The sequence below is a fragment of the Arthrobacter sp. 10N418 genome (assembly GCF_056394725.1).
Map to the genome: position 1 here is coordinate 176,495 of NZ_JBFTIK010000004.1, position 14,865 is coordinate 191,359.

Below are 14,865 nucleotides of genomic sequence, written 5' to 3' on the forward strand. Positions count from 1 at the left end.
GTTTCCCGGAGCAGAGCGGCAACCCGAACGGATCGGGGTTCCCGGACCGATCGAGTTACTTGAGGGTAACGCGTGCGCCAGCCTCTTCGAGCTGAGCAACAGCCTTCTCGGCAGCTTCCTTGGTGACACCTTCGAGGATGGCCTTCGGGGCGCTGTCGACAACGTCCTTGGCTTCCTTGAGGCCCAGGGACGTGATTGCACGAACTTCCTTGATGACTGCAATCTTCTTGTCGCCCGGGTGCTCGAGGATGACGTCGAATGCGGTCTGCTCTTCTTCTTCTGCAGCAGCGCCGGCAGCGGGGCCAGCAACAGCAACGGCAGCGGCCGTAACTTCGAAGGTCTCTTCGAAGAGCTTGACGAACTCAGAGAGATCGATGATGGTCAGTTCCTTGAAAGCTTCAATGAGCTCTTCGTTGGTGAGCTTCGCCATGGTGTGGCGTCCTTCCTATAGTGGTGATCGGCGGCCTGGGCCTTGCCTTCACACCGGAGTCTTGGTGAGAAGAGAGTTAGTTCTCTTCGGGGGCTGCGGCTTCAGCCGGAGCTTCAGCCTCTACTGCTGCATCTGCGGTGGCTTCGGCCGGAGCTTCTTCAGCGGCGGGCGCCTCGGCTTCAGCCGGAGCACCGTTCTCTTCTTCAAGCTTGAGGCGCAGCGCGTCGATGATGCGTACAGCAGCGGCAGCAGGAGCCTTGAGGATGCCTGCAACCTTGGCGAGCTGCAGCTCGCGGGACTCGAGTGCTGCCAGGGCAGCAACTTCGCTGGCGTTCAGTGCCTTGCCCTCGAAGTAACCGGTCTTGATGACCAGCTGCTTGTTGGCCTTGGCAAAATCCGTCAGGCTCTTGGCAGCGGCAACTGCGTCACCCTTGATGAACGCGATTGCAGTGGGGCCGGCGAGCTGGCCGTCGAATGCTTCGACACCAGCTTCCTTGGCTGCAATTGCGGTCAGGGTGTTCTTGACGACCGAGAATTTGGTTTCCTGGCCGAGAGAAACACGCAGCTGCTTGAGCTGTGCAACGGTGAGCCCACGGTATTCGGTCAGGACAGCGGCGTTCGATTCCTTGAAATCGTTAGTGATCTCAGCTACTGCTGAAACCTTGCTAGGCGTTGCCATAACCCTCCTTCCGGGGATAGTGCCGGTGATTCCGGGTCCCCGCTCAGATGAGCTAAAACTAAAAAACGCCCCGCGCAGATGCACGGGGCTTGTCTCGACGCGGTCAATGACTGCGGAGCTTTGCTTCGTTCACCTGCGCCGGCCGCCCTATGTTCAGGGTCCTTCGTCTGGAGATCCACTGCACCTCCCCGGCGCGGCTGCAGAAGTGAGCCTTGCTTGGGAGAGTGGATTTCCAACAACCGACGGTCTTTGGTTCTCCCAGCTTACGGGACACGTTGCGTCTGCTCCAAATCGGGCATGGCCGTCCCGCCTCAGCTGACGGTGGGGCCGAAGTCCGGCAGTTCCTTCTGCCAGATGCCGGTCACGCCCGCAGTGGTGAATCCGAGCTGCTGGTTGACCTTGAGCAGGTAGCGGTTCTCCGGCGCGTTCCAGGTGTAGAGGACCCGGGAGTCCGGGAACTGTTCGGTGAGCCGTTCCATGTTGGCGACCTTGATCAGCAGGCCCAGCTTGTTGCCCCGGTGCTCCTGGAGCACCACCGTGTCGTCCTGGAACACCACATCCGGGCGGAGGGCCAGGACGCTGATCGTGGTCAGGCCAACAAGCGTTGCGCTGGCAATGTGCTCGACGGCGGTGACCACCGTCCGGCGCCCCTGCGCGATGGCGACCTCTTCCGCCTCGCGGAGGATGCCGCCGTCGAACACCATGTCTTCCGCCTCCACGCCCGGGACCCCGTCCTCGCCGGCCCGGTTTTCGAGTGCCGCGACGGCCTCCAGCCACTGGTCCGGGCACCTGTCCGTCCAGTGGTGCAGGCGGTAGCGGCCGCCGTTGGCCTCGTTGGCCTCGGCCTCCAACTCGGCGACAAGCTTGCTGTCCAGGGGAAGGGCGCGGGAGCTGAACTGCTCGATGTGCTGCAGGGTGTAGCCGGTGAGCCGGGCAAACTCGACCTCGCGGCTGCCCAGCGGAACGAAGCCGAGCCCGCTGCCGGGGACCAGCTGCTCGGCGTCGCCGTCGGTCAGGGAAGCGCCCGGATGGTTGGTGTCGATCAGGATCGTGTGCCGCCCCTCATCGCGGGCAAAGTGCTCCGCCGCTTCAAGCAGCTGCCGGCCCACCCCTTGGTGCCGGAACTCCGGAAGAATGTCGAGGGTGAATTCTGCCAGATCAAGGTTGTCCACGAGGGGCAGGGCGATGTCCGCGGTTCCGACGATGTTTCCCCGGATCTTTGCCACGAGGATCACCTGGCGCTCGTAGGGGTCCGCCATCTCAAGCAGCTTCTCCTGCGGGGCATAGGCGAGGTCGTCGCTGCCCCAGGTCTGCATCCGCACCTTGCGGCCGACTTCGACGGCGGCAAGAAAGTCGGCGGCGTCCGGCCCGTCGAGGGAATCGGGTATCCAGAGCTGTTCAATCCGTACGTCGTTTGCCATTGAGGGCATCATTCCAGCCGTTCTGCCGCCCACCATCGGTGCCGGAGGCCCGGCATAGGCCGGGCTTTCAACCGTCAGCATATGCCGGTTTACTCCGGCATTCCATGGGTGACCTCGGGCTCCTCCCTGCCGGGCGTCGGGCTGACGCCGTCGTCCGACGCGCCGGGTCATTCACGGGCGGCGGCACCCTCCGTGGCGGCGGTGCGCTGCCACTCGCCGTCGAAGCCTGCCGGCCGGAACCCGAGCGCAATGTTGATGGCCAGCATGTGGTCGTTCTCGGCGGCGTTGAAAGTGGTGACACGCTTCACCGCCGGGTAGCCGGCGAGGAGCACGCGCAGATTGAGAATCTTCACCATCATGCCGAGCCGGTGGCCGCGGTGGGCGCCGGCGACAAGGGTGTCGTCCTGGCTGGCAAGCCACGGCTTGGCGTCCGTGAGCTGGAGGACGGAGTACGCCGCCAGCTCCCCGGTGGTCCGGTGGCGCGCCGCAGCCACGAGGGAGGTCAGCCCTGCCAGGCGCCACGTGTCCTGGACGTGCCGGACACGGGCAGCATCCCAGGTCTCTGCTTCATAGCTGAGACCGCCGCTCGGCGCGTCCGTGCTCATGCGCGACATCAGCAGTGCGAGCTGGTCGAGGTACTCGTCCGGGCACTCATCCGTCCAGTGCAGCAGCTCGTACTCCCCCGCTTTGCGCCGCGCGTCCTCCTCCAGTTCGTCCAGGACTGCCGCGGCCGCGGGCAGCTCAAGGCTGCTGAATCGTTCCACCTGCTCCAGCCGGTACCCTGCCGTCAGCGCGAAGCGCACTCCTGGCGCCCCGGCGGGCAGTGCTCCCGAGCCGGTCGCGGGCTTGACCAGGGCGGCGCCCGCGCCGGGCTCATCGGGGTCGAAGGCTGCGGGATGCTCCGTGTAGCCCTGAAGGATCGTGCGGCCTTCCGAGGTGGCCAGCTCCTCGATGTGGCGGAGGAGGGCCGTGCCGATCCCGCGGCCCGCGAAGCCGTCGAGGACCTCGACCCTTACGAGGGCGAGGCGCAGGTTCTCCTGCAGCCAGAACCGGACGAACGATCTGGCAACCATGCGGCCGTCCTGGCGCACGAAGAACTGCCGCAGCCGGGTGTAGGGGGTGTCCTGCCAGTACTGGAGCCGGGCCGCCGGGGAAGCGCCGCGGTCCAGGCTGCCCCAGGTCTGCAGCACCACGGCGTCACAGAGTTTCGTGAACTCCAGGAAGTCCCCGTTGTCCGGGGCGTGGAGGGCTGCCGGGAGATTGAGGGGTTCTATGAGGTACGGCGCTGTCGTCACCGGGTCAGCTTAACCGGCGGCCCCGGCACTTCCAAGGAGTTTCCGTGCCACGGAATGCTCCGACGGGCCACTGCCCGGGAAAGCAGAAAGACCGCCCCGCAACTGCGGGACGGTCTCTCAGTTCGTACCGGTGAGGCTTAGACCTCGGTCAGGACCTTGGTGACGTTGGGGTCAACCGAGATGCCCGGGCCGAACGTCGTGGCGACGGTGGCCTTCTGGATGTAGCGGCCCTTGGAAGCGGACGGCTTGAGGCGGAGGACCTCCTCCAGAGCGGCGGCGTAGTTCTCGGCCAGCTTGATGGCGTCGAAGGAAACCTTGCCGATGATGAAGTGCAGGTTCGAGTGCTTGTCGACGCGGAAGTCGATCTTGCCGCCCTTGATGTCGTTGACGGCCTTGGCGACGTCAGCGGTCACGGTGCCCGTCTTCGGGTTCGGCATCAGGTTACGCGGACCCAGGACCTTACCGAGGCGGCCAACCTTGCCCATGAGGTCGGGGGTGGCGACGGCGGCGTCGAAGTCGGTCCAGCCGGCCGCGATCTTTTCGATCAGGTCATCAGAACCAACGAAGTCGGCGCCGGCAGCGATTGCTGCTTCAGCCTTGTCGCCCGTTGCGAAGACGAGGACGCGGGCGACCTTGCCGGTGCCGTGCGGCAGGTTGACGGTGCCACGGACCATCTGGTCGGCCTTGCGAGGGTCAACGCCCAGGCGGAAAGCGACCTCAACGGTTGCGTCGAACTTGGACGGGTTGGTGTCCTTGGCCAGCGTCACTGCCTCGAACGGCGCGTAGAACTTCTCCGCGTCGATCTTGGCTGCGGCTGCCTCGTATGCTTTGCTGCGCTTTGCCATGCTGCTTATTCTCCTTGTGCAGTTGTGGTCTGCGGACCGCGCTGGGCCCTGCCACAGTCGGAATTCCGGCTGGTTAATCCGTTCCGGAAGTCCGGTTTTTCAATGATTAGGTGGTGCCGGTCGCCCGGCGGTGCTGTCCGGCGTCGCGATCGGTATTCCGAACCCGACGCCGCATCAGCGGTGGGGGAATTAACCTTCGACGGTGATGCCCATGGAACGGGCGGTGCCGGCGATGATCTTCGCTGCGCCTTCAAGGCTTGTGGCGTTGAGGTCTTCCATCTTGGTGGTGGCGATCTCGTTGACCTGGGCCTGGGTCAGCCTGGCAACCTTGACGGTGTGCGGGGTCGGTGAACCCTTGGCGACGCCGGCAGCCTTCTTGATCAGTTCCGCAGCCGGAGGGGTCTTGGTGATGAACGTGAATGAACGGTCCTCGTAGACCGTGATTTCCACCGGGATAACGTTGCCGCGCTGGGCTTCCGTCGCAGCGTTGTACGCCTTGCAGAATTCCATGATGTTGACACCGTGCTGGCCAAGCGCAGGACCGATCGGCGGGGCCGGGTTAGCGGCACCTGCCTGGATCTGCAGCTTGATGAGGCCGGTGACCTTCTTCTTGGGAGCCAATGTAGGTCCTTCTCTCAAATACGTCCTGGGACACAGGAGCGTGCCTCAGGTTGGTGGCCGCCATGGCGAGGCGGCCGGCCGCCCCGTGGCTGCTAAGCGGGCAGTCCGGGGCGAATTCTGTGGGAAAGCTAGATCTTGCTGACCTGGTTGAACGACAGGGTGACGGGAGTCTCGCGCTCAAAGATGGAGACGAGCACCACAAGGGTCTGGGAATCGACCTTGATCTCGGAGATCGTGGCCGGAAGGGTCTCGAACGGACCTTCCTTGACGATGACCGATTCGCCGACCTCGAAGTCGACGTCGACGTGCGCGGCAGCGTGCTTGACCGGCTTGCCCTTCTCGGCCTGTTCTTCTTCGAAGACCGGGGCGAGCATGGAGAAGACCTCATCCAGGCGCAGCGGCACGGGGTTGTGGGCGTTGCCCACGAAGCCGGTGACACCGGGGGTGTGGCGGACGGCGCCCCAGGAGGCATCCGTCAGGTCCATGCGGACCAGGACATAGCCGGGGATCCGGACGCGGTTGATGACCTTGCGCTGAGCGTTCTTGATCTCAACGACTTCTTCCATCGGAACCTGGATTTCGAAGATGTAATCTTCCATGTCCAGGGTCTGGATGCGGGTCTCAAGGTTTGCCTTGACGCGGTTCTCATAGCCTGCGTAGGAGTGGATGACGTACCAGTCACCCTCCTGGCGACGCAGCTTGGCCTTGAATTCATCTGCCGGGTCAACTTCGGCGGCGGCAGCAGCTGCCGCCAGCGCGTCCTCGGACCCAACTGCAGCTTCGTCGGACTCGGCTGCAGTATCTGCGGATTCGGTTGCCTCGTCCGCTGCTTCAAGCGCTGCGGCCTCGTCAGTGACGTCGGATTCGGGCGCAGCAGACACAGCCTCGGACTCTTCCGCGGCATCCACCGCGGCGTCCTGGCTCTTATCCAGCTCAGTCTCAGTTACCTCGAGCTCCTGCTCAGACACTTGGTCTCCTGCTTCCTCATTGCCTAACATGCCTATTTAAATGACTCAATTCCGCACACCCCGCGGAACCTCCGGTTTCCCGGGGCATCCACGCGGTCTGCGGACCGGTCGCCTTAGCGGTCCGTGGCGCCCTGGCTGCCGAAGACCCAGCTCACTCCGGTTCCGAAGGCCAGGTCCAGCAGGGTGACGATGAGCATCATGATGACCACGAACACCAGCACCACGAGCGTGTAGTTGATCAATTCCTTGCGGGTCGGTGCAACGACCTTCTTCAGTTCGCCAATTACCTGCCGGACGAAGAGTGCTATGCGAGCGAAGAAGCCAGCCTTGGCGGCGTTCTTGGCGGGGCGGCCTTTGGAGCTGCTTGCAGCTGTTTCGGTCACCTGGTCCTCACTCATCCTCGCAATGTCGGATACCCGGTTCTGAACTGAACCATGGTTGCTGCGCTGGTTCCGTTTCCCGGAACAGCATGCGCAGGGCAGACAGGACTCGAACCTGCAACCTGCGGTTTTGGAGACCGCTGCGCTACCAATTGCGCCACTACCCTATGGAGCGAAAAACCGTTCCAGCCGGCGTTTCCCCCAGATTTCCCTGAGGCGCAGACCATCATCGTGTTTTCAACACCGGAGAACCAGTCTACGCAACAACTGCGTCTACGTCGAACCGGCCGTCCGTGGACCCCGGCGTGTCCGCCGGAAATCAACTGAAAGCTTTCAGTCACATTTCCGGGCCGGCACCCCGGAGGATCCGGTGATCAGCATAGAGTAGATTCCGTCGAATCCCACATTCAGCCACCCAGCTGTAAGCGAAGAATGGACCTGCCATGTCTGCCGCCCGCATTTCCCAGCGCATTTCCGCCATAGCCGAATCCGCCACGCTGGCTGTCGATGCCAAGGCGAAGGCGTTGAAGGCAGCCGGCCGGCCGGTCATCGGCTTTGGCGCCGGCGAGCCCGATTTCCCGACGCCCGATTACATCGTTCAGGCCGCTATCGAGGCCGCCAGCCAGCCCAAGTACCACCGCTACTCCCCCGCCGGCGGGCTGCCCGAGCTGAAGCAGGCCATCGCGGACAAGACGTTCCGGGACTCCGGCTACAAGGCCGACGCGTCCCAGGTGCTCGTAACCAACGGCGGCAAGCAGGCCGTCTACAACACCTTCGCGACCCTGCTGGATCCGGGCGACGAGGTCATTGTGCCCACCCCGTACTGGACCACCTACCCGGAGGCCATCCGGCTCGGCGGCGGCGTCCCGGTGGAGGTTTTCGCCGGGCCCGAGCAGGGATACCTGGTCACGGTCGCGCAGCTGGAAGCAGCCCTCACCGACCGCACCAAGATCCTGCTCTTCGTTTCCCCGTCCAATCCCACCGGCGCCGTCTACTCCCCGGAACAGGTCAAGGAGATCGGCCAGTGGGCAGCGTCCAGGGGCCTGTGGGTTGTCACCGACGAGATCTACGAGCACCTGACGTACGACGGCGTCCCGTTCACCTCCATTGCCACCGCAGTCCCCGAGCTCGGCGACAAAGTCGTCATCCTCAACGGAGTCGCGAAGACCTATGCCATGACGGGCTGGCGCGTGGGCTGGATGATCGGGCCGGCCGACGTCATCAAGGCCGCCACCAACCTGCAGTCGCACGCCACATCCAACGTCTCCAACATCCCCCAGGTTGCCGCCCTCGCCGCGGTGTCCGGTCCGCTGACCGCCGTCGACGCGATGAAAGTCGCCTTTGACCGCCGCCGCAAGACGATCGTGGCGGGCCTGAACGCCATCGAGGGCGTTGACTGCCCGACGCCGAAGGGCGCCTTCTACGTCTACGCGGACGTCCGCGCACTGCTGGGCAAGGAGTTCCCGTCGGCGAACGGACCGGTCCGGCCCTCGACGTCGGCGGAACTCGCGGCCCTTATCCTGGACGAAGTCGAGGTCGCCGTCGTTCCCGGCGAAGCGTTCGGCCCCTCCGGCTACCTCCGCCTCTCCTACGCCCTGGGCGACGACGATCTGGCCACCGGCGTCGCCCGGCTGCAGGACTTCCTCGGCAAGGCCAAATAGGACCCTCGCGCGGGACATGTCCAGCCCCCGCACCACGCACCGCAGGACATGTCCAGCCCCAATGACCACCAATGGACACAATGCCATTCTGCCCACTCGTGGTGTTTAAGAATGAGCATGTCCAGAAGGACTACGGTGCCACGGGACATGTCCAGCCCCCGCACCACGCACCGCAGGACATGTCCAGCCCCAATGACCACCAATGGACACAATGCCATTCTGCCCACTCGTGCTGTCTAAGAATGAGCATGTCCAGAAGGACTACGGTGCCACGGGACATGTCCAGCCCCCGCACCACGCACCACGGGACATGTCCAGCCCCAATGACCATTAATGGACAGAATGCCATTCTGCCCACTCGTGCTGTCTAAGAATGAGCATGTCCAGAGGGGCTACGGGGCTGACGCTCAGAGGAGTCGTCGCTCGGCGGCCCACCGGGTCAGTTCGTGCCGGTTGGAGAGCTGGAGCTTGCGCAACACAGCCGAGACGTGGGTTTCGACGGTCTTGATCGAGATGAACAACTCCTTGGCGACTTCCTTATAGCTGTATCCACGGGCGATCAGGCGCATCACCTCCAACTCCCTGGCGGAAAGCCGGTCCAGTTCCCCGTCGGCGATCTCCGCGGGGGCTGTGCCGAAGGCATCGAGGACAAAGCCGGCAAGGCGGGGCGAGAAGACGGCATCGCCACCCGCGACCCGGCGGACGGCATCGCTGATCTCCGGACCGGAAATCGTCTTGGTCACGTACCCGCGTGCGCCGGCCCGGATGACCGAGACCACGTCCTCCGCGGCGTCGGAGACACTCAGCGCGAGGAACCGGGTGCCACCCAGCAGCGGCGCCGAACCTGCCAGCACTTCGCGTCCCCCTCCCCCGAGGCCGCCGGGCAGATGGACGTCCAGCAGCACGACGTCGGGACGCGCGGCTGCGATGACGGCAATGGCCTCCTCGACGGTTCCGGCCTCGCCCGCGACGACGATGCCGGGATCCAGGTCCGCTTTCAGCCCGGACCGAAAGATGGCATGGTCATCCACGATGACCACGCGGATCCCTGCGGCTGGATGCGTTGCCTCTGCGGTGTTCATGCTTTGCCCTCTCCGTTCTCCGCTGCGGCCGGTCCCGCGGAGGCGGGCAGCCGCAGCCGCACTTCGGTGCCGTCCGTGCTGCTGCTGATGGTGGCGGTGCCGCCGTGGCGGTTCATCCGCCCCACAATCGATTCCCGCACGCCGAGCCGGTCGCCGGGGACCGTCTCCGGGTCGAAACCGGGGCCGCGGTCCTTGACGAAGACCTCAGCGGCGCCGTCGGTTACTTCCAGGTACACGGAGACGGCGCCGCCTCCGTGCCGGGCAGCGTTCAGCATGGCCTCACGGGCCGCCTGGACGAGCGCCTCGTGGCGTTCGGTCATGGCGCAGTCGCCGACGCTGACCACTTCCACAGCCTGCCCCTGGGCGTCCTCGACCTCAGCGGCTGCGGCCTTAATGCCGGCGGACAGCTGGCCGGCTTCCTTACCGGGGTCCCGGTAGAGCCAGCCCCGCAACTCACGCTCCTGCGCGCGTGCCAGCCGCACGACATCGTGCTCGTTGCCGGCCCGCCGCTGGATCAGGGCCAGCGTCTGGAGCACGGAATCGTGGAGGTGGGCGGCAATCTCGGCGCGCTCCGTGGCACGGACCCGGCCGGCGCGCTCGGTTTCAAGATCGCGCCAGAACTTCAGTCCCCAGGGAAGCAACACGAGGGCCACGCCCCCGAGGACGGCCACCGAGGAGAGCAGGGCCAGCCAGGTCTGTTCCCAGGAACCGGAGCCTGAGACCATCAGCAGCACGCCGGCCACCACCAGTGCCAGCCCCGCGGCGAGGCGGACCCAGCCGCCTGCCTGGTCGGCTTTGGTCTTGTCCACGAGGCCGGCCCTGCGGGTCTCGTCCAGCTGCATCCAGGCTATCGCCGCGCCGCCCAGGATGGCTGCGGCCGGGATCAGGGTGCCCAACGGAACGTCAAAGCCCAGGAGCCGGGCGATGAGGATTCCGGCCGCCAGGAGGAGTCCTGCGCCCAGCAGGATCTCCTTGCCGAACGGGACCGCCGGCCCCCTGCTCCACATGAATCCCGAGGGGGATGCCCCGGGGACGCTCACCGCCGGGGCTATTGGCGACGCCGGCCGCGGGCCGGTTCTCTTCGCGCTTTCGTCCGCCGTGGGAACCATGATCCAGAGCCAGGCGTAAAACGCCACTCCGGCGCCGCCGGCAAGCGCGGCCAGCACCATGCCGATCCTGACCATGCTCACCGGCCAGCCAAGGTGGTCGGCGAGGCCTGCACAGACGCCTGCAATCACACGGCCGCCGCCACGGGTCAGCGGCGGGCGGGCAGCGGCAGTTGTCATGCATCAATCCAAGCACGGATCGGGGTTCCCGGGCGGCGTTTCCGGGCTCAACCGGGGGCCGCTCAGGGATGAGTCAGGGTGTTCCCCAGTAGAACGGCAGAGCCGGAAACGGAAGGATCGAGGTATGAACGATTCCACCCCGCACCCAGCTGAAGGCCAAGGCTCCGCAAACGGCGTCCCCGGCCGTCCGGACGGCACGTCCTTCCCGGCGCCGGTCCCCACCTCCCCATCCCCCTCCCCCTCGGCGGAACCGGCGAGCGCGCCGGGTCGCGGCGGGTCCGCCCCGGAGCCCCCGCCGCTCTATCCGCCCGGTGGCCCGGGCACGCCGGGCACCCCTCCGCCGCCCTACTACGGCGCGACGCCGCCGCGGGAAGGCGCCCAGCCGCAGCACTTCTTCGACTGGATCCGCAGCCAGGGAATCTCGCGCGGAAGGGAGCGGTGGATCGGCGGCGTCGCCAGCGGCGTAGCCCAGCGGCTCGGGGTCGATCCCCTGATCGTCCGCGGCGTCCTGATTGTCCTGACCATTTTCGCGGGCGTCGGCGTGCTCCTCTATGGCCTCGCCTGGGCCTTCCTGCCGGAACCCGACGGCCGCATCCACGTCCAGGAGGCCGCGGCAGGCCGATGGACCGCGGGCATGACCGGGGCCCTGATCACCACGATCATCGGCTTCCCCAGCCTGGGCAACGGCGTCTGGGGCTGGGACCGCTACGGCTTCGGCGCCTTTGTCTGGACCGCCGTGTGGGTGGGCGCCGCCGCCTACCTCGTCTACTACCTGACGCAGCGGAACAAGGCCCGGCACGGGAACCCCTCCATGGCATCGAGCAACCTGCCCGGAGTCCCCGCAACCCCGCTCAACCCGGCAAACACAGGCGATGCAGCCCCCTTCCCGGACGCGTCCAGCGTGCCGGCTGCCGGTCCGGCCTGGGGTCCGCCTCCGCCCTACGGAACCGTTCCGCCGTCCGGTACCGTCCCGCCCTACGGCCCCATTCCTCCTTCCGGCGGCTACCGCCCGATGCCCGGCGGAACTCCGGGACCGCAGGCCAGGCGCCGCAATCCGGGACCCGGCACGCCCGCCGTCGCCATGACGGTCGGTGCGGCCCTGCTCGTGGGCGGCGGCCTCAAAGCCCTCAACGCCGCCAACGTGATCGATCTTGGCACCTCCGGCAACGCCCTGGTCTGGGCGGCCGGAGCGGCCGTCCTTGGCCTCGGCATCCTGGCCGCCGGGCTAAGGGGCCGCACCGCGGGCATCCTGGGCTTTTTCGCCGTCGTCGCACTGATCATCGGCGGAATCTTCAACGTGGTGCCGAACGGGGACCGGTTCCGGCTCCAGAACGCAGACTGGACACCCGCCAGCATTGAACAGGCCCGGAGCGGCTTCGATATCACGGGCGGGACGGGGACTGTCGACCTGACAAAGCTGGCGCTGAACCCCCCGCTGGGCGCCGACGTCGTCGTTCCCATCGACGCGACGGCCAGCAACCTGACCGTGGTGATCCCCGACACCGTCCCGGTGCAGGTCCAGGCGGACATGACCATGGGGAACCTCCACGAAGGCAGCCAGGACCATGGCGGCATGACGAACCAGCAGAGCGACTACAACACGGCCAAGCCGGGGGCCCGGCTGGTCCTCAGGATCTCCGGGACCGTCAGCAACGTGACCATCAAGGAAGGCAACTGAAATGTCCAGCTATGACCCTGAAGTCCAGGAGCGCCAGGCACCGGACGGACCACGGCCCGGCGCCCGCGTTGGCACGGTCGTCTGGGGACTGATCGTGCTGGCCCTGGCCGCACTGATCATCATTTCCCGGCTCGGCATCGTCGCCCTTAACGGCACGTACGTGCTCATCGGCCTGATGATCGGCGCCGGGGCCGCCCTCGTGATCGGCGGACTGCTGTCAGCGCGCGGACGTGACAAAAAACCAACCACAGGGAAGTCTTGAACCATGGATAAGTTCTTCAGCATCGTCCGGGGCCTAGGCCTGAAACGCGGACCGCAGCGCTGGCTGGGCGGCGTCTGCGGCGGCATCGCCGCCAAACTGAATGTGGACGTGGCGTACGTCCGCATCGCCTACCTGCTCCTGAGCCTGCTTCCCGGCCCGGCTTTCGTCTTCTATCTCGCGGCGTGGCTGATCCTCCCGGACCAGCGGAACGCCATCGTCCTCGAGAACTTCCTTGAGAGGCGCTCCAGCCGACCCTGACGCCGCCCCGTGCGGGGAGGCTCCACAGGAGCCAGGCGCCAAGTGAAGGGGTGTCCCTGCCGTCCAGGCAGGGACACCCCTTCGCTGTAACCGTTTGTGTCCCGGCCCACATGCGCCACTAGACTCTAGGTGAGCTCAGCGTGGCGCTCTGCCTGTATACCTTCGAACCAGGATTTGAGCCGAGACATGAAAATTGGAATCCTCACCAGCGGCGGAGACTGCCCCGGACTGAACGCCGTGATCCGCGGCGCCGTCCTGAAGGGCATCGCCGTGCACGGCCACGAATTCGTGGGGTTCCTGGACGGCTGGCGCGGCGTGGTCGAGGGCGACATCATCGACATTCCGCGCGCCCTGGTGCGCGGCATCGCGAAGCAGGGCGGGACCATCCTCGGCACCTCCCGGACCAACCCGTTCGAGAACAACGGCGGCCCCGAGGTCATCAAGGCAAACATGGACCGGCTCGGCATCGACGCCATCATCGCCATCGGCGGCGAAGGCACCCTCGCCGCCGCGAAGCGCCTGACCGATGCCGGCCTGAAGATCGTGGGCGTCCCCAAGACCGTCGACAACGACCTCGACGCCACCGACTACACGTTCGGCTTCGATACCGCCGTGGAGATCGCCACCGAGGCAATCGACCGTCTGCGCACCACCGGGGAATCCCACCACCGGACCATGATCGCCGAAGTGATGGGCCGCCACGTCGGCTGGATCGCGCTGCACGCCGGCATGGCCTCCGGCGCCCACGCCATCCTGATCCCCGAGCAGAAAGCCTCGATGGAACAGATCACGGAGTGGGTCGTCTCGGCCCGTGACCGCGGCCGCGCGCCTCTGGTCGTCGTCGCGGAGGGTTTCGTCCCCGAAGGCCAGGAGTCTCCGCACTCCGAGCGCGGCCTGGACACTTTCGGCCGGCCGCGCCTGGGCGGCATCGCCGAACTGCTGGCCCCCGAACTGGAGGCCCGGACCGGCATCGAGACCCGGGCCACGGTGCTGGGGCACATCCAGCGCGGCGGTGTCCCCACGGCCTTCGACAGGGTCCTGGCCACCCGCCTCGGCATGGCCGCAATCGATTCCGTGGTGGAGCAGCGCTGGGGCACCATGGTGTCCCTGAACGGCACCGACATCGTCCACGTCGGCTTCGACGCCGCACTGGGGAACATCAAGTCCGTGCCGCAGGGCCGCTACGACGAGGCCGCGGTCCTCTTCGGCTAGGCGTCCCCCGGCGGCGGGGCATCCACCGGCCGCGGCTGGGTAGGGTTGAGGCATGACTCTTGCGCCCGGTTCCGCTGAAATCATCCAGCTCGCGTGGGCACGCCGGCTGGGACTCGACGACGGCGCTTTCGCCGCCGCCGCGGGCCGCCGCCTCACCCGGGCCGATGAAGCAGCCCGCTCCCTGCAGTTCGTCCGCCTGTTTGGCAGCTCCGCCCTGGTCGGGCCGCAGTGGGCCATCGACGGGGCCGCCGGGTACTCGGACGAGGAGCTGGCGCAGCACGTCACGCTGATGACTATCACCCGCGGGCACGGCGGCCACGGGCTGGGCGCCGCCGCGCTGTTCTTCGCCGACGAGCTGCCCTTGCAGCAGCCCTCCGAGGAGCTGACTGTCTCGCACGGCAACCCGGAAGCGATCGAACTCGAAGCGCTGTGTCCGCCGGACGATGTCAACGAGGTCGGCCTCGCGGACCTCGAGCACCGCTTCACCATCATGCACAGCGAAGACGGGCGCCGGACGCCGGTGGCCTGCGGCGCCTACACCGAGTGGGAGGGCTTCCTGGCGGAGCTCGGGGTACTGGTGGCTCCGGAGTGGCGGCGCCTCGGCGTCGGCACGCTGGCGGCTTCCATAGCGGCCCACGAGGCCCTGGCCTCGGGCCTGACGCTGCAGTGGCGCTCCGACGTCAGCAACAAAGGATCGCTGGCCCTGGCCCGGAGTCTGGGCTTCACCGCCGGCGGCATCCAGACCAGCGTGCTGCTGGGCTGATCCGGATGCCGGCCGGGGCCGGCC

General features: G+C 66.5%; 16 protein-coding genes and 1 tRNA gene. 6 read left to right on the forward strand and 11 right to left on the reverse strand.

Annotation, left to right across the window (positions count from 1 at the left end; all coding sequences use genetic code 11):
- Positions 1-55: 55 nt before the first annotated feature.
- The 9 genes from rplL to AC1DCZ_RS04960 all read right to left on the reverse strand — a co-directional run bounded on the left by rplL (position 56) and on the right by AC1DCZ_RS04960 (position 6,806).
- Positions 56-430 (reverse strand): 50S ribosomal protein L7/L12, encoded by a 375-nt coding sequence (gene rplL, locus AC1DCZ_RS04920; RefSeq protein ID WP_476973598.1) that lies wholly within the window; start codon positions 428-430, stop codon positions 56-58.
- 76 nt (positions 431-506) lie between these two features.
- On the reverse strand, positions 507-1,109 hold the full coding sequence (rplJ, locus tag AC1DCZ_RS04925) for a 50S ribosomal protein L10 (protein WP_476894017.1): 603 nt from the start codon (positions 1,107-1,109) through the stop codon (positions 507-509).
- A gap of 311 nt (positions 1,110-1,420) precedes the next feature.
- On the reverse strand, positions 1,421-2,530 hold the full coding sequence (locus tag AC1DCZ_RS04930; RefSeq protein ID WP_476973599.1) for a GNAT family N-acetyltransferase: 1,110 nt from the start codon (positions 2,528-2,530) through the stop codon (positions 1,421-1,423).
- Positions 2,531-2,697: 167 nt separating this feature from the next.
- Positions 2,698-3,825, reverse strand: a complete 1,128-nt coding sequence (locus AC1DCZ_RS04935; RefSeq protein WP_476973600.1) for a GNAT family N-acetyltransferase — start codon at positions 3,823-3,825, stop codon at positions 2,698-2,700.
- 137 nt (positions 3,826-3,962) lie between these two features.
- A complete protein-coding gene (gene rplA / locus AC1DCZ_RS04940) occupies positions 3,963-4,670 on the reverse strand; it encodes a 50S ribosomal protein L1 (protein ID WP_091251962.1) in 708 nt (235 codons plus the stop codon).
- A 189-nt stretch (positions 4,671-4,859) separates the two neighbouring features.
- A complete protein-coding gene (rplK, locus tag AC1DCZ_RS04945) occupies positions 4,860-5,291 on the reverse strand; it encodes a 50S ribosomal protein L11 (protein WP_476973601.1) in 432 nt (143 codons plus the stop codon).
- A 128-nt stretch (positions 5,292-5,419) separates the two neighbouring features.
- Positions 5,420-6,259 carry a transcription termination/antitermination protein NusG gene (gene nusG, locus AC1DCZ_RS04950; RefSeq protein ID WP_476973602.1) on the reverse strand — a complete coding sequence of 280 codons (840 nt, stop codon included), beginning with the start codon at positions 6,257-6,259 and terminating at the stop codon, positions 5,420-5,422.
- Positions 6,260-6,372: 113 nt separating this feature from the next.
- Complete coding sequence (gene secE / locus AC1DCZ_RS04955) at positions 6,373-6,657, reverse strand: preprotein translocase subunit SecE (RefSeq protein ID WP_476894013.1); 285 nt, start codon at positions 6,655-6,657, stop codon at positions 6,373-6,375.
- Between the two features lie 76 nt (positions 6,658-6,733).
- Positions 6,734-6,806: transfer RNA gene (locus tag AC1DCZ_RS04960), tRNA-Trp, on the reverse strand.
- 276 nt (positions 6,807-7,082) lie between these two features.
- On the opposite strand from AC1DCZ_RS04960, the gene AC1DCZ_RS04965 reads away from it, so the two are divergent.
- Entirely contained in the window at positions 7,083-8,300 is a 1,218-nt protein-coding gene (locus AC1DCZ_RS04965) for a pyridoxal phosphate-dependent aminotransferase (protein WP_476973603.1), read from the forward strand.
- 407 nt (positions 8,301-8,707) lie between these two features.
- Here the strand turns inward: AC1DCZ_RS04965 and AC1DCZ_RS04970 are convergent, their stop codons facing one another.
- The gene (locus tag AC1DCZ_RS04970) at positions 8,708-9,382 is read right to left on the reverse strand and encodes a LuxR C-terminal-related transcriptional regulator (RefSeq protein ID WP_476973604.1); all 675 of its coding nucleotides are present in this window, start codon (positions 9,380-9,382) and stop codon (positions 8,708-8,710) included.
- Positions 9,379-10,668: an ATP-binding protein gene (locus AC1DCZ_RS04975; protein ID WP_476973605.1), complete on the reverse strand. Its 1,290-nt coding sequence runs from the start codon at positions 10,666-10,668 to the stop codon at positions 9,379-9,381. The genes AC1DCZ_RS04970 and AC1DCZ_RS04975 overlap by 4 nt, the downstream gene beginning before the upstream one ends.
- Positions 10,669-10,792: 124 nt before the next feature.
- Between AC1DCZ_RS04975 and AC1DCZ_RS04980 the strand changes: the two genes are divergently transcribed.
- From AC1DCZ_RS04980 to AC1DCZ_RS05000, 5 genes are all read left to right on the forward strand, one after another.
- Complete coding sequence (locus tag AC1DCZ_RS04980) at positions 10,793-12,346, forward strand: PspC domain-containing protein (protein WP_476973606.1); 1,554 nt, start codon at positions 10,793-10,795, stop codon at positions 12,344-12,346.
- Between the two features lies 1 nt (position 12,347).
- Positions 12,348-12,608 (forward strand): hypothetical protein, encoded by a 261-nt coding sequence (locus AC1DCZ_RS04985; RefSeq protein WP_476894008.1) that lies wholly within the window; start codon positions 12,348-12,350, stop codon positions 12,606-12,608.
- 3 nt (positions 12,609-12,611) lie between these two features.
- Positions 12,612-12,866 (forward strand): PspC domain-containing protein, encoded by a 255-nt coding sequence (locus AC1DCZ_RS04990; RefSeq protein ID WP_476973607.1) that lies wholly within the window; start codon positions 12,612-12,614, stop codon positions 12,864-12,866.
- A 186-nt stretch (positions 12,867-13,052) separates the two neighbouring features.
- Positions 13,053-14,078 carry a 6-phosphofructokinase gene (locus AC1DCZ_RS04995; RefSeq protein ID WP_476894006.1) on the forward strand — a complete coding sequence of 342 codons (1,026 nt, stop codon included), beginning with the start codon at positions 13,053-13,055 and terminating at the stop codon, positions 14,076-14,078.
- Positions 14,079-14,130: 52 nt separating this feature from the next.
- Positions 14,131-14,841 (forward strand): N-acetyltransferase family protein, encoded by a 711-nt coding sequence (locus AC1DCZ_RS05000; protein ID WP_476973608.1) that lies wholly within the window; start codon positions 14,131-14,133, stop codon positions 14,839-14,841.
- Positions 14,842-14,865 lie beyond the last annotated feature (24 nt).

What these genes read in the sequence shown, in the direction of transcription:
- rplA (WP_091251962.1), bottom strand. Translation starts at nt 4,670, where the DNA reads ATGGCAAAGCGCAGCAAAGCATACGAGGCAGCCGCAGCCAAGATCGAC.
- AC1DCZ_RS04975 (WP_476973605.1), bottom strand. Translation starts at nt 10,668, where the DNA reads ATGACAACTGCCGCTGCCCGCCCGCCGCTGACCCGTGGCGGCGGCCGT.
- AC1DCZ_RS04980 (WP_476973606.1), top strand. Translation starts at nt 10,793, where the DNA reads ATGAACGATTCCACCCCGCACCCAGCTGAAGGCCAAGGCTCCGCAAAC.
- rplL (WP_476973598.1), bottom strand. Translation starts at nt 430, where the DNA reads ATGGCGAAGCTCACCAACGAAGAGCTCATTGAAGCTTTCAAGGAACTG.
- AC1DCZ_RS04970 (WP_476973604.1), bottom strand. Translation starts at nt 9,382, where the DNA reads ATGAACACCGCAGAGGCAACGCATCCAGCCGCAGGGATCCGCGTGGTC.
- secE (WP_476894013.1), bottom strand. Translation starts at nt 6,657, where the DNA reads ATGAGTGAGGACCAGGTGACCGAAACAGCTGCAAGCAGCTCCAAAGGC.
- rplJ (WP_476894017.1), bottom strand. Translation starts at nt 1,109, where the DNA reads ATGGCAACGCCTAGCAAGGTTTCAGCAGTAGCTGAGATCACTAACGAT.
- AC1DCZ_RS04990 (WP_476973607.1), top strand. Translation starts at nt 12,612, where the DNA reads ATGGATAAGTTCTTCAGCATCGTCCGGGGCCTAGGCCTGAAACGCGGA.
- AC1DCZ_RS05000 (WP_476973608.1), top strand. Translation starts at nt 14,131, where the DNA reads ATGACTCTTGCGCCCGGTTCCGCTGAAATCATCCAGCTCGCGTGGGCA.
- AC1DCZ_RS04985 (WP_476894008.1), top strand. Translation starts at nt 12,348, where the DNA reads ATGTCCAGCTATGACCCTGAAGTCCAGGAGCGCCAGGCACCGGACGGA.
- AC1DCZ_RS04930 (WP_476973599.1), bottom strand. Translation starts at nt 2,530, where the DNA reads ATGGCAAACGACGTACGGATTGAACAGCTCTGGATACCCGATTCCCTC.
- AC1DCZ_RS04995 (WP_476894006.1), top strand. Translation starts at nt 13,053, where the DNA reads ATGAAAATTGGAATCCTCACCAGCGGCGGAGACTGCCCCGGACTGAAC.
- AC1DCZ_RS04965 (WP_476973603.1), top strand. Translation starts at nt 7,083, where the DNA reads ATGTCTGCCGCCCGCATTTCCCAGCGCATTTCCGCCATAGCCGAATCC.